The organism is Paenibacillus sp. PK4536 (genome assembly GCF_028594455.2).
Lineage (GTDB): Bacteria > Bacillota > Bacilli > Paenibacillales > Paenibacillaceae > Saccharibacillus > Saccharibacillus nuruki.
In genome coordinates this window covers 317,341-331,100 of the sequence record NZ_CP126313.1, presented here as the reverse complement: position 1 = coordinate 331,100, position 13,760 = coordinate 317,341, and the positions used below count along the sequence as shown (strand labels likewise).

The window sequence follows — 13,760 nt, the reverse complement described above, 5'->3', positions numbered from 1 at the left end:
CAAGAGGGGCTTCGGATTCACGAAGCCCCTTTATGTATGAATTGAATAGGGAGGTCAAAATATGATCGATCAACAGAGCAAGCCATTATGGCAACTATGGTACAACCAACCTGCACAACTCTGGGAAGAAGCGTTGCCTATTGGAAATGGTCGTCTGGGTGGAATGGTATTCGGAGGAATCCAGCATGATCGTATTCAATTAAATGAAGATACATTATGGTCAGGTAAGCCTCGTGAGACAATCAACAGAAGCAGTCTAGCTCAATTGTCCAAAGTACGAGAACTTATTCTGGATGAGCGATTAGAAGAAGCACAGTCGATCATTAATACTCAAATGTTAGGGCAAGATACAGAAGGGTATCAACCGGCTGGTGATCTGTGGGTGGATCTCGAGTATTCTTCCGATGAACCTGTGATTACAGATTACCGACGTGAGCTACTATTAGATCAAGCTCTAACTCGTACTTCATGGCAAGCAGATGGACAATATATAGAAAAAGAAGTATTTGTCAGCTATCCGCAGCAAGTTATGGTCTACCGCTTGCGTACTCATGGAGAGCAGCCACTGAATATCCGTGTGCGCTTAGATAGTGTGCAACCTCATCGAATCTATACACAAGATCATGAATTATCTTTAAGTGGATATTGCTTACCAAGTATTGAAGATTATCGCCAGTATGAACCACCGTACAACTATGATGCCGAAGCAGAACATGGTATTCATTTTCATATGGGGGTCAAAGTGTATCTGGATCATGGTCGTATTCAGGCTCAAGAGGAGCAATTATGGATTCAAGATGCTCATGAAATCATGATTGTATTGTCGATAGTAACTGATTTTGAAGGGTACGATAAGCCCTCTGGAAGCAGTGGACGTATCTTGTCCGAAGAAAGTCTAGCGTTTATCAATGAAGCAGGAAGTATTGGATACGAATCATTGTTACAACAGCATGTCGATGATTACAGCCGTCTATTTAACCGTGTAGAGTTAGAATTAGGCGAGGAACAAGCTCAAGAGACTTCCACTTCTGTTGTCAATCATGAATTACCGACGGATCAACGGCTACAGCAGTATCAACAACATCGTCATGATCCAGCATTAGAAGCACTTTATTTCCATTATGGAAGATATTTGTTAATTGCGTCTTCGCGCCCCGGAAGTGAGCCTGCTAATCTACAAGGGATATGGAATGAACATGTCCAAGCACCGTGGAATAGTGATTACACAACCAATATCAATACCCAGATGAATTATTGGCCTGCTGAAGTATGTCAGTTGTCTGAATGTCATCAGCCGTTATTCCGAATGATTGAAGATCTGAGTCAGAGTGGTCAAGAAGTGGCGAAAGTACACTATGGGGCTAAAGGTTGGACGACACATCACAATAGTGATCTCTGGCGACTAGCTGTACCGACCCAAGGCGATGCAAGCTGGGCATTTTGGCCATTAGGGGGCATCTGGTTATGTGCCCATTTGTGGGAGCATTATGAATACAATCGAGATTTGGACTTTTTACGTGATTCTGCTTATCCCATTCTCAAAGAAGCTGCACAATTTGCGCTTGATTGGTTAGTAGAAGATCGTCAAGGCTATCTCGTGACGATTCCGTCCACTTCACCTGAAAATAAATTTCTGACCGCAACAGGTGAACCATGCAGTACATCAGCGGCATCAACTATGGATATGACTCTGATCCGTGAATTATTTCAGCATTGTATTACCAGTACAGCATTGCTAGAAGTCGATCAAGAGTGGGCAATCACACTCCAAAAGGCTTCTGAGCGCCTATATCCTTTTCATATTGGTCGTCATGGTCAGTTGCAAGAATGGTATCGAGATTATGAAGAGCACGAGCCAGGGCATCGCCATGTATCTCATTTGTATGGTCTTTATCCCGGCAATGAGATCAATCGTTATCAGACTCCTGAGCTTGTAGAAGCTGTGCGTGTCTCGCTGGAACGACGTATTCAGCATGGTGGCGGACATACAGGTTGGAGTTGTGCATGGTTAATTAATCTCTATGCTCGTCTATTAGATGGAGAGACGGCTCATGAATTTGTAAGTACATTACTGGCACGTTCTACATATCCCAATTTATTTGATGCTCATCCTCCATTTCAGATAGATGGTAATTTTGGTGGAACAGCAGGTATTGCTGAAATGTTGCTACAGAGCCATTTGCAAGAACTGCATCTACTCCCTGCTTTGCCAAAAGTATGGAATAAAGGTAAAGTCAAAGGGCTGCGTGCGCGTGGTGGATATATTGTTGATATGAGCTGGCATCAAGGAGAATTGCTTGAAGTCACAGTAGAATCACCGTTTCATGGAACATGTCGATTAGTGAGTTCTACGGCTTTGCAATTAGATGATCCGTTGACTGCTTGTACGGTTACTGAACCGAATCATTCACAACATGACTTTGTACTGGAGTTTACTGCTGAAGCGGGCAGAAGTTATAGATTGATAGCAAATAGCTAAATATCGCAACTTATTCGTTGTCAAAATCAATGAATATGACGCTTATTTATCTTTTTCCTTCTATATATAAATATATTCTTATTAAATATGAAAATATTATTATAATGATGAGATCGAGAAAAAAAGCCATATTTTCTGTTCAAAGCAGAGAATATGGCTTTTTTCTATAAGAATATTCACGATTTGTTTATATTTTCAAAGAAATAAAAGAGAAATTAAAAGAATATGAATGAATACCGAATCAAAAAGGGTGAATTGTGGTAATAGATACTATAACCTAGCAACGTAATTGGTAAAGTGCTCCTACATTTGGAGTCACTATGGCTACTAACATGAAGAGGGGAGTGCTTTAATCATGGCGACAAATACAAAAGGCCGTTCAAATTCACCCGGAAAAAATGCTCGTGGATTAACTCGTTTGCTAACGATCATCGGTTGGATCGCTTTTGCTGTGGGTGTAGTAACGATTATTTTGAATATCCAACCTTTTAACGATAACAATGCTGGACTGATGATGGGGATCGGATGTGTAGTAGGTAGCGTGTTTATCTACTTTATTGGTAAATCGATCGGTTCAATGCAAGTGCGTAATGAAGAAGGAAAAGAAAGTATCAACGACGATTAATCGTATCTTTTGTAACAGAACGTTAACTTTTTCAATTAAATACATGCTCCTTTAAGAATTAGTTCTTAAAGGGGCTTTTTTACGGAATCACAATATGATAATATATAAATAATGTGAAAAGATTCACGATAACCTGTTAATAAATTGACAGATTTGTTAACAAGTCAAAAAAATGTGGAATTTACACCTTCTATGGATACGCAAATAGCACACTTAGTGTTAACATAGAAATGTGTGGTTTCAATATTATGAACGTCTTAAACGTTATGTGAGAAAGGGGATTAAGATGAACAAAAAACCGGGTTCTCGTCTTATGATGTGGGTTATGATTATTGTGTCGGTTCTGTCACTGGCTTTGACAGTATGGGCGCTTTATGCAGGTAGCCACAATTACTTTGTTCTCGATCCGAAAGGACCTATTGCAGCAGGACAAAGAGATCTAATCGTGATTTCAACGATTCTAACTGCCATTGTTATTGTTCCGGTAACAATACTCACTTTTGTTATAGTGTGGAGATACCGTGACAAACCAGGTAGAAAGGCAAAATACGATCCGGATTTCAACCACAGCACCAAACTTGAAACCATCTGGTGGGGGATTCCAATCATCGTTATTGCTGTACTTGGTATTGTAACTGTTCGTTACACCTATGCATTAGAACCTTCTGTAGCGATTCAATCACAGAAGCAACCTATTACAATCCAAGTAGCATCTATGGACTGGAAATGGTTATTTATGTACCCGGAAGAAGGTATCGCTTCTGTGAACTCGATTACGATTCCAGAAGATACACCTGTACGATTTGAACTGACTTCTGATGCACCTATGAACTCATTCTGGGTTCCAGAACTTGGTGGACAAATTTATACGATGTCGGGTATGGCTATGACATTGTATCTACAAGCTGATCATCAAGGAACATTCTTTGGATCAGGTGCTAACTTCAGTGGTGAGCACTTTGCCCAAATGAGATTCGATGTGAATGCTGTATCTGACGAGCAATATCAGACTTGGGTGAATAAAGTTAAAACCGAGTCTAAACCTATGAGTATGGAAACATACCAATCACTAACGGTTCCAGGAACAGCTGACAAACAGACGTTCTCTGCATTCCCAGAAGGATTGTTCCAACAACTCGTAACCAAATACTTGCCAGGTGGTTTGGCAGGCGGTAAAGATCGTGCTACTCATACCACTCCTTCAACTCAGATCAATGAGAAAGAAAGTGAAGAAGGACAAAGTGATATGGGAACCAATGAGCATGATGGTATGGAAATGAACGATCAAGAAAGCACGGACACGAATACTAGCAATTAAGTTCAAAGTTATTTGAAATTAGTTGTACCGTAGCGTGTGACATAAAAGACAGGGAAAGGAGCTCCCCGATGCTCGAGAAAATTAAAGATTTTGCATCTGACTTTTTCGTCACCGGCGACCCACTAATTTACGGTGCAGATGTATCTATCGGACTTGCGATGATTGCTATCGTTGTGGGACTCACCTATTTCAAAAAATGGGGCTGGTTGTGGCGTAATTATTTAACAACAGTTGACCACAAAAAAATCGGTATCATGTATATTCTTGCTTCGATTTTGATGTTGTTCCGTGGCGGCGTGGATGCCATTATGATGCGTACTCAACTCGCATTCCCAAATCTCGAATTTTTACATCCTGAACATTATAATCAGGTCTTTACCACGCATGGCGTAGTTATGATCCTGTTTATGGCGATGCCATTTATGTTCGGTCTCTTTAATATCGTGGTGCCTCTTCAATTAGGAGCACGCGATGTAGCTTATCCATTCTTGAACGCACTAAGTTTCTGGTTGTTCTTCTTGGGCGCAATGTTATTTAACTTATCTTTCGTTATCGGTGGTTCACCGGATGCAGGATGGTTAAGTTATCCACCGCTATCAGAACTACAATTTAATCCAGGACCTGGACAGAACTTCTACATCTGGGGTATTCAGATCTCAGGTATTGGTTCACTTGCAACAGGTATTAACTTCATAGTAACGATTATCAAAATGCGTGCTCCAGGCATGACATTTATGAAGATGCCTATGTTTACATGGTCTGTATTTGCAACATGTGTCATTATCATTTTCGCTTTCCCAATTTTGACTGTTACACTAGCATTATTGTTTATTGATAGGTTTGCGGGGGCTCACTTCTTTACACTCGATGGTGGCGGTAACCCGATGATGTATATCAACTTGATCTGGATGTGGGGTCACCCTGAGGTATACATTGTTATATTACCGGCGTTCGGTATTTTCTCCGAAATCGTCAGCGTATTCTCACGTAAAAAGCTATTTGGTTACACATCCATGGTATTCGCCATGTTGATTATTGCATTCGTATCCTTCTTTACCTGGGCGCATCACTTCTTCACGATGGGTTCCGGCGCAGATGTTAATGCGTTCTTCGCATTATCTACGATGCTTATCGCTATTCCAACAGGGGTTAAAATCTTTAACTGGTTGTTTACGATGTATCGCGGTCGAATCAGGTTTGATCTACCGATGCTTTGGACGATCGGATTTATCCCATGTTTTATTATCGGTGGTATGACAGGGGTTCTATTGTCTGTAGCTCCTGCTGACTTCCAGTATCATAACAGTTACTTCCTTATTGCTCACTTCCACCAAGTTCTTATCGGTGGTGTAGTATTCGGTTACTTTGCTGGTATGTACTACTGGTGGCCAAAAATGTTCGGTTTCAAACTGAACGAAACATTAGGTAGATGGGCATTCTGGTTCTGGAACATTGGTTTCTATGTATGTTTCATGCCTCAATACCTGCTTGGTCTAATGGGTATGACTCGTCGTATTAGTACATTTGATTGGGACACTGGCTGGGGTCCATTAAACGTTGTATCCACTATGGGTGCATACTTGATGGGTGTTGCGTTCTTGTTCCAAGTTCTACAAATTGCTTACAGTATCAAACATCGTGAAGTCGATACGACTGGCGATATCTGGGACGCTCATACTTTGGAATGGAGTATTCCTTCTCCTGCACCAGAGTATAACTTTGCAGTGGTTCCAGTTGTGGATAGTAGAGATCCGCTATGGGTTGAGAAACAGCGTCGTGCGGCTGGTAAGCTTCCGAAGAATCCGCCGAAACCTGTATATGCACCAATTCATATGCCGAAAAACTCTTCGATTCCAATTATAATGTCAACATTCTTCTTTATTGCCGGATTCGGCTTTGTCTTCTTATGGACATGGATGGCGGTTCTTGGTCTGATTGGTGTAGCAGGTTGTATGATTGCTCGCTCGTTCCAATACGACACCGACTATTACATTCCAGTTGAAGAAATTGAGAAGACGGAAGCATCGATAAGGGGGACGGTCTAATGGCACAAGCTGTATCACAGCATGGTCACGACCATGATCATAGTCATGACCACGGGCATCACGATCCGCAAGAAATGAAACTTCTTGGTTTCTGGATCTTCCTAATTACCGACGTTATCTTGTTCGGTACATTATTTGCAACGTATGTAGTTCTTCATAAAAACACTGCCGGTGGTCCCGGTGGTGCAGAAATATTCGAAATGCCAGGCGTTATTGCTGAGACATTTATCTTGTTAACAAGTAGTTTCACAAGTGGACTTGCTGTACTTGCTATGAACAGAGGAAATGTTAAACAACTGATTTCTTGGTTGATCGTTACTTTTGTTCTAGGTGCGGCATTTATCGGGCTTGAAGTCACTGAGTTCGTGAAATTGATTGAAGAAGGACACGGAATCTCTGCAAGTGCATTCCTGAGTGCATTCTTTACGCTTGTCGGGACTCACGGACTTCACGTTTCAGTTGGTCTCGTCTGGATGTTGTTATTGATTATTCAATTGTCACGTCGTGGAATCACTGATGTGACACGCGGTAAGATTAACGTCATCAGCTTGTACTGGCACTTTTTGGACGCGGTATGGATCTTCTTGCTATCCGTCGTCTACTTGTTGGGGGTGATGTAATATGGCGCAGCATTCAACAGATTCACATGCACATGGTGAAGATCATGCTCATGGCTCGCTTAAATCTTATATCATTGGTTTTATCCTTTCGATCATCTTAACGATTATTCCGTTAGTTGTTGTTATGAACCATATGTTCCAAGCAACAGCAACGATTCTAATCATTATGATCACTGCGGTATTGCAGTTCGTTGTACAGCTATTCTTCTTCATGCATGTACGCGATCGTACGGGTAACCAGCCTCGTTGGAACGTTATGGCTTTGATCTTTGGTCTAGCGATTGTACTGGTTGTTGTATCTGGTTCTGTATGGATCATGGCTTACAACGGCGTAGGATACTAATCTACAGATAAAAGACTTAGCGGTATGATAGTACAATAAGAGCTTTCTTGTTCAATCGGATACAGATGTTATTGATCTGTAGAAGAAAGAGCAAGAAAGCTTTTTTTATATGTTTGCTTGTAATAGAAGATCAATTTGTTCTATTTTAAAGGTGAAAAATCTAGTCAAACATGTACATATCTAGCTAATCACACCATAGCAAATTCAACACTTTTCTTATAGATTCATGCAATACAGGCAGTATAGCAAAAAGAGACGGATTCTACTGTGATAAAAAGTAGAATTCGTCTCTTTGCTATCAATAAAGAAAAATAAATGAATACGATAGATATTATAATTTATTGCTGTATAGATCGATGTTTTCAACGAAATACCCATAATTTACTGACAGTATAATTGATACCGAGACCGAATATAGTCACTACTATTTTGGCAATCCAGACAGGAATATGATCAGCAACCAGACTAATTGCACACGCTGTAATCGTAGCTACTGCTATATTCACGAGTAAAAAGCGAATCATTTCACGAATATCCCAACCAGTGCCCTGTGCAAATGTCCAACGTCGATTCCATAGATAACTGTTGAGTGTGCCAGCGCCATATCCGATAAATTGAGCGGCTACAACGCCAGTAAAACTCTGTAATAGCATAAATACGATAAAGTCGATTACTGTATTGGAGACGCCGACGGTAGCAAAGCGAACCGCTTGATTCGCAAACAATTTAGAAACTAGCATGACGTTGTTCGCTTACGACACGATGTTGTTCTGGTAAGGATTCATGAGCAGGTAGCGGTTGTTCTTGCGTAAAATTTCGAGTCTGTTGTATCAGATACAAAGGACGTTGCTTCACCTCATCATAGATCCGACCAATATATTCACCGATAAGACCAAGAATAACTAGCGTGATTCCATTTAAAAATAAAATCGTTGCAACGATTGAAGCCCAACCGGGTGTTGTAGAGAAGTGTAATAATTTCTGAGCAAGTACAAAAATCAGATAAAAGAAGCTGAATAGCGATACAACACTACCTAGAATACTGGCTAATTTTAAAGGCTTGAGCGAGAAGGCAACTAGTGCATCCGATGCAAAGCGTATCATTTTTTTGAGTGGATATTTAGTTTCACCTGCAAACCGTTCTTCGCGTACATAACTGATCGAAGTCTGACGGAATCCGACCCAGCTCACAAGACCACGAACAAAGCGATTGTTTTCTTTCATTGTTTTCATTGCTTCACATACTTTACGATCAATTAAGCGAAAATCACCTGTATCTAATGGAATATCGATATCGCTTAATTTGTTCAGTGTGCGGTAGAACATCGAAGCTGACCATTTTTTGAAGCCTGTTTCACCTTTACGTTCTGCCCGAGTGGCATAGACAACATCGAAGCCTTCTTTCCATTTCTCAATCATTTGCAAAATTAACTCGGGTGGATCTTGAAGATCGGCATCTATCACTACAATCGCTTCGCCTTGAGCATGATCCATCCCGGCGGTGATCGCAATCTGATGACCAAAGTTACGGGAAAAGTCGATCCATTTCACAGAAGCATCACTTGCACAAAGTTGATTAACAATCGAAGCGGTCTGATCACGGCTTCCATCATTTACAAAAATTAATTCATAAGATTCATGAGTCTGTTGCATCACTTCAGTCAGACGACGATAACATTCCAGAACAACAGCTTCCTCATTATATACAGGTACAACGATTGAATAGCGCATAGTTCATTCCTCCTTATAGATAAACCTTGATCTTATAGAGACAGACCATAAAGTTAAGATTGATGTAATTCATATAATGTAAGTTGAGAACTTCTTCCACCGCCACCACGCTGAGAACTTGAAGATACTGTATCTACTGCTGTTGTAGCCTCAGTACTCCATTCACTTTGTGAAATAACAGTACCATGTGTTTGCACCCATGTGGTTAAGTCTGAACTTACGCTACCCATACCGCCACCCAGAACTACATATTTGAGTTCGCCATCGGCTACCAGAGCCTCTAATTGAGTAGTAGTCAGTGCAGTATCAGAGCCTTTGAACCCACCCCATGCGATAACAGGAGAGCCTGTAGTTAGAATCATAGGCGTTGCTGTCTGAGAAGAAGAAGTAGCAACTAGATATTTTTCACCTGTGTTATGTTGTTGCAAATAAGTAATCAAACCTTCATCAACACTGCTACTGTTACTGCGTCCACTGGATGTTGATAGTTCGGGTCCAGCAGAAGGTTGTGTGGAATTGCCACCATAAAGTGCTGGAGTCATCGACCAGTAAGCAGGAACTACCAATAAAGCAACCAGAGTAAGTGCCAAAGATAAGGTTGATGTCATGCGATGAGTACGAAGCGCAATCACCCAAGCGATAACACCGATCACAGCAGTTGCGATCCCAAGAACCATTTGATCTAAAGAAATAGTGATATATAATCCAGTAGCGATACCGACAAACATAAATATCGTCAACCAGTGCTTGTGTATATTTTGCCATAGATGAGCGATCGCTGCACCTGTCAGAGCCGCAATCGCAGGAGCCATCATAATAAAGTAATATCGATGTATATGCCCTGCAATACTAAAAAAGAGAATCATAGGCGCTAACCATGCTGCCCAGAATAAAATGATATGTCGTTGCTCACGCCGTTGAATCCATAACATCAGCGCGCTTAATAAAGCTAAAGGAAGGAACCATACGATTTGTCCAGCATTGGCTGTACTGAAAAGTCGAAAAACACCAGCATCACCAGCATCATTACTACCTCCAGAACTACCCATGCCACCACCGCCAGATCGTCCGTTTCCTCCATCATTACCGCCACCAAAACCACTTTGTGGTGGAGCAGTTCCGCTTATAGCGTTGGTTGGAGTAGATGCTGTATTCGAAGTGGTTGTCTGTGTTGCCTGATCAGATAGTGTTGTAGCTGTTGTAGACTGAGATGTGACTGCTGAAGCTTTCGCTGTCGACGATGCATCTTTACTATTTACAGCACTGGCAGTACTACTGTTACGACGACTATCAGGTGTACCAGCAGGCATATTGCCACCACCACCAGATTCTCCAGTTAAACGACTGATACCGTTGTACCCGAGAGCCAATTCAAGTACAGAATTGGATGTGCCGCTACTCCCTACATAAGGACGTTGATCCGCAGGAGTGACATCCACAATGACTGCCCACGATAACGAGATCACTCCCAGTAATATGCTGGCAGTTAGTAAATGAAGCCCTTTTTGCTTCCATTGCCCTTTGCGAGCGAACCAGTAAAGCAGATAGAAAGCAGGAAGAACCATAAACGCTTGAAGCATTTTTGTATTGAATCCTACACCCACCAGTCCAAATGCTATACATAAGGTGAGTAATTTTCCACTACGTACACTTTTGAATAAAAAATAAGAGGCTAGCATTAGGAAGAATACAAGGGTACTATCTGCATTGTTGGTGCGACTGACAGCTACAGCTATCGGAGTTAAAGCTAAGATCAAAGCCGCTATTCGTGCTGCGTTAACTCCAAAGTGAGGCTTGATGATCAGATATAGTAAAATGACCGATCCAGCCAATCCAAGTGCTGAAGGTAAGGCCAAGCTCCAACTATGAATCCCAAATAGTTTGGCGCTCATTGCTTGAAGCCAAAAAGCGACAGGAGGCTTATCAATCGTAATAAATCCACCTGGATCATAAGCATTGAAAAAGAAATTATGCCAGCTCTGCACCATGCTTGTTATAGCGGCAGTATAGTAACTGTTCAGATCACCTGATTGATTAATGTTATATAGCGAAAGACCCGCAGCTAGTATAACCAGTATAGCTAGTATGGGATCTATCCTTCGAATGCGGGATTCTTTCACCTGTATATCCTCCTTTGTGAATCACGTCTGTGCAACTTTATGTAAAAAATATAACAAGGCTTTATGAACAAAAAATGAACGTTCCCTTAAAGGCGGTTAAAGATTGCTATAATTCCATATAAAAAAGCGAGAAAGCCTTGAGAAACAAGGAATTTCTCGCTTGATGAATAGCAGATGAGTAGAGCCTGAATCGGTAAAGCAATCTTTTAATTTTCATAAAAGTATAATGATCTCAAAAAGATAGATACATTTGCATTCTCATGTATGGGTTAGCGGTAAAAAGACAGTCATTGTAGTACCTTGTCCATCTTCACTGTTTCCTTCGATGCGTCCGCCATGTAAGCCAATAATTTTCTGCACAATTGATAGCCCTAATCCGTTCCCTCCTGTCACAGAAGTACGCGAAGTATCGACTTTGTAAAAGCGATCGAAAATATGTTCTAAATGCTCAGGAGTGATCCCACAACCGGTATCTTGTACCGATACTTTGATCCATTGTTGATCTTGAGTAAGCGTCATATAAATATTGCCTTGTTCAGGTGTAAACTTAATCGCATTAGACAGTAAATTAATCCAGACCTGACTGAGTAAATCTTCATCACCGTTAAATGTGATCTTATCGAGATCCGCCGAAAGATCGATATTTTTCTCTGTCCAAAGAGGCACACAAGAAGCAACAGACATCCGTATCTGTTCATCAAGGCGGAAAGGCACCATGTGTAGCTTCACGACATCTAACGAAGCTAATTTCAACAGATTACTACTGAGCTTCGATAAACGTTCACTTTCCTGTTCGATAATCGTTAAATGCCGAACTTGTTCAGGCGAAGCACTATCTCGCAAAGCACCTGCAAAACCACGAATAGAGGTAAGCGGGGTCTGAATCTCATGTGATACATTGGATACAAATTCTTGGCGCATCGCTTCAATTTTAGATAGTTCTCCGATCATTCGGTTAAAGTTGCGACTTAATTCACCAATCTCATCTTTGCGCCGTAGATTCACACGAACTTGATAATCACCTTTGGCTACACGTCTGGTCGCTTCAGATAATTTGGCAATAGGTTTGGCAATTAAGCGTGCTGCAAATAAAAACAACACCACACCAATCACTAACATGACAGACAAGACCAGAATCATCCACCGATTAAATTGATTGACAAAATGACCGGGTGCTGGGCGAGCAAAAAGAGCATAGTTTTGACCATCACGTTCAAAGGGTACACCTACATAACGAGGTTCTTTTTCATCTTTAGTATTAAACAGTGAGAGATTAAAACTAGGCACTTCGGTATTGGTAGTCGGTATAGCTGTAGGATGATAGATTTGACCATTTAATACTTCTTGTTTGATCGTTTCTGGAATATTCCATTGATTCAAAGGATCTGCTGGAAGCTTTAGCTTGGGTTTGCTCGAATGATCCGATGTATCTGTATCTGTTGTTGAATCCGGAGGCGTCGGAGGCACAGGAGGTGGAGAAAGACCAGGTGGACCTCCGGGACCATCACCAATCGAACGGTAGGTCGTTCCATCTGCTCCTATAACGACAATCTGCATCTGTCCGCCTTGACTATCCAGATATTTTTGAATCATATTTTTGGGGATAGAAGATTGAATCTCAGCCATAGATTTGGCATCTGTCAAAATGCGATCTTCTACAAAGTTAACTTGTTGCCTTTGAAATACCCAATCTGACATGAGTAACGTAATCACAAAGCTAGCGACGACGACTGCGATAAAGGTAAGCACAAGTTGACTGTATATATTTTTCAAACTTATTTCACCTCAATCCGGTAACCAATGCCCCGAATCGTCTGGATCGCAAATCCATTTGCTTCTGTAAAACGATCACGTAGACGCTTGATATGCACATCGACCGTACGCTCATCACCATCGTAATCATGTCCCCATATCTTCTCGATCAATTGATCACGTGTAAAGATTTGCCCCGGGAATCCAGCAAGTGTATACAATAGATCAAATTCTTTGGCAGGTAACGCTTGTAGACTGCCATTCGTATCGGCTTCTTTGGTCGAAGCATCCAGTCTTACATTGCCTATCGACAGCGATTCTCCTGAAAAAATACGATAGCGTCGCAATAATGCTTTGACACGCATCACCAATTCTTCTGCGACAAAAGGCTTCGCTAAATAATCGTCTGTTCCTAAGCGGAATCCTTTAATCTTATCTTCAGATTCCCCTTTAGCCGTGACCAGTAGAATCGGTACATCTCCATAATAACGACGAATATCTTGAGTCAGTTGCCACCCATCCATATGAGGCATCATCACATCGAGAATAATCAGATCCCATTTGCCATTGCCAAGCATATCGAATGCTTCTTTGCCGTCTCGTGCGGTATGCACACTATATCCTTCACGGCTTAAATACATATGAATTAATTCCAAAATGGAAGGATCATCATCAGCGATCAAAATACGTACCATATTGTAACGCTCCTTTAAATGTAATTAGAAAT

General features: G+C 41.3%; 11 protein-coding genes. 6 read left to right on the top strand and 5 right to left on the bottom strand.

Annotation, left to right across the window (positions count from 1 at the left end; translation table 11 throughout):
- The first annotated feature begins 61 nt into the window (after positions 1-61).
- From PO903_RS01650 to cyoD, 6 genes are all read left to right on the top strand, one after another.
- Positions 62-2,479, top strand: a complete 2,418-nt coding sequence (locus tag PO903_RS01650) for a glycoside hydrolase family 95 protein (RefSeq protein ID WP_273592436.1) — start codon at positions 62-64, stop codon at positions 2,477-2,479.
- A gap of 355 nt (positions 2,480-2,834) precedes the next feature.
- A complete protein-coding gene (locus PO903_RS01645; RefSeq protein WP_069325653.1) occupies positions 2,835-3,104 on the top strand; it encodes a hypothetical protein in 270 nt (89 codons plus the stop codon).
- 286 nt (positions 3,105-3,390) lie between these two features.
- Entirely contained in the window at positions 3,391-4,422 is a 1,032-nt protein-coding gene (qoxA, locus tag PO903_RS01640; RefSeq protein WP_069325652.1) for a cytochrome aa3 quinol oxidase subunit II, read from the top strand.
- Positions 4,423-4,490: 68 nt separating this feature from the next.
- Entirely contained in the window at positions 4,491-6,467 is a 1,977-nt protein-coding gene (locus tag PO903_RS01635; RefSeq protein WP_069325651.1) for a cbb3-type cytochrome c oxidase subunit I, read from the top strand.
- Complete coding sequence (cyoC, locus tag PO903_RS01630; RefSeq protein ID WP_137225574.1) at positions 6,467-7,087, top strand: cytochrome o ubiquinol oxidase subunit III; 621 nt, start codon at positions 6,467-6,469, stop codon at positions 7,085-7,087. The genes PO903_RS01635 and cyoC overlap by 1 nt, the downstream gene beginning before the upstream one ends.
- A 1-nt stretch (position 7,088) precedes the next feature.
- Positions 7,089-7,430, top strand: a complete 342-nt coding sequence (gene cyoD, locus PO903_RS01625; RefSeq protein WP_069325649.1) for a cytochrome o ubiquinol oxidase subunit IV — start codon at positions 7,089-7,091, stop codon at positions 7,428-7,430.
- A gap of 362 nt (positions 7,431-7,792) precedes the next feature.
- Here cyoD and PO903_RS01620 read toward each other — a convergent pair whose 3' ends face one another.
- The 5 genes from PO903_RS01620 to PO903_RS01600 form a co-directional block, all read right to left on the bottom strand.
- Positions 7,793-8,170, bottom strand: a complete 378-nt coding sequence (locus PO903_RS01620; protein WP_273592435.1) for a GtrA family protein — start codon at positions 8,168-8,170, stop codon at positions 7,793-7,795.
- Complete coding sequence (locus tag PO903_RS01615; protein ID WP_137225276.1) at positions 8,157-9,161, bottom strand: glycosyltransferase family 2 protein; 1,005 nt, start codon at positions 9,159-9,161, stop codon at positions 8,157-8,159. The genes PO903_RS01620 and PO903_RS01615 overlap by 14 nt, the downstream gene beginning before the upstream one ends.
- Positions 9,162-9,214: 53 nt before the next feature.
- Positions 9,215-11,281, bottom strand: a complete 2,067-nt coding sequence (locus PO903_RS01610) for a glycosyltransferase family 39 protein (RefSeq protein ID WP_273592434.1) — start codon at positions 11,279-11,281, stop codon at positions 9,215-9,217.
- A 258-nt stretch (positions 11,282-11,539) separates the two neighbouring features.
- Positions 11,540-13,054, bottom strand: a complete 1,515-nt coding sequence (locus tag PO903_RS01605) for a sensor histidine kinase (protein WP_273592433.1) — start codon at positions 13,052-13,054, stop codon at positions 11,540-11,542.
- 2 nt (positions 13,055-13,056) lie between these two features.
- Positions 13,057-13,728, bottom strand: a complete 672-nt coding sequence (locus PO903_RS01600) for a response regulator transcription factor (RefSeq protein WP_273592432.1) — start codon at positions 13,726-13,728, stop codon at positions 13,057-13,059.
- Positions 13,729-13,760: the final 32 nt, after the last annotated feature.

What these genes read in the sequence shown, in the direction of transcription:
- qoxA (WP_069325652.1), top strand. Translation starts at nt 3,391, where the DNA reads ATGAACAAAAAACCGGGTTCTCGTCTTATGATGTGGGTTATGATTATT.
- PO903_RS01600 (WP_273592432.1), bottom strand. Translation starts at nt 13,728, where the DNA reads ATGGTACGTATTTTGATCGCTGATGATGATCCTTCCATTTTGGAATTA.
- PO903_RS01635 (WP_069325651.1), top strand. Translation starts at nt 4,491, where the DNA reads ATGCTCGAGAAAATTAAAGATTTTGCATCTGACTTTTTCGTCACCGGC.
- cyoD (WP_069325649.1), top strand. Translation starts at nt 7,089, where the DNA reads ATGGCGCAGCATTCAACAGATTCACATGCACATGGTGAAGATCATGCT.
- PO903_RS01650 (WP_273592436.1), top strand. Translation starts at nt 62, where the DNA reads ATGATCGATCAACAGAGCAAGCCATTATGGCAACTATGGTACAACCAA.
- PO903_RS01620 (WP_273592435.1), bottom strand. Translation starts at nt 8,170, where the DNA reads ATGCTAGTTTCTAAATTGTTTGCGAATCAAGCGGTTCGCTTTGCTACC.
- cyoC (WP_137225574.1), top strand. Translation starts at nt 6,467, where the DNA reads ATGGCACAAGCTGTATCACAGCATGGTCACGACCATGATCATAGTCAT.
- PO903_RS01645 (WP_069325653.1), top strand. Translation starts at nt 2,835, where the DNA reads ATGGCGACAAATACAAAAGGCCGTTCAAATTCACCCGGAAAAAATGCT.
- PO903_RS01615 (WP_137225276.1), bottom strand. Translation starts at nt 9,161, where the DNA reads ATGCGCTATTCAATCGTTGTACCTGTATATAATGAGGAAGCTGTTGTT.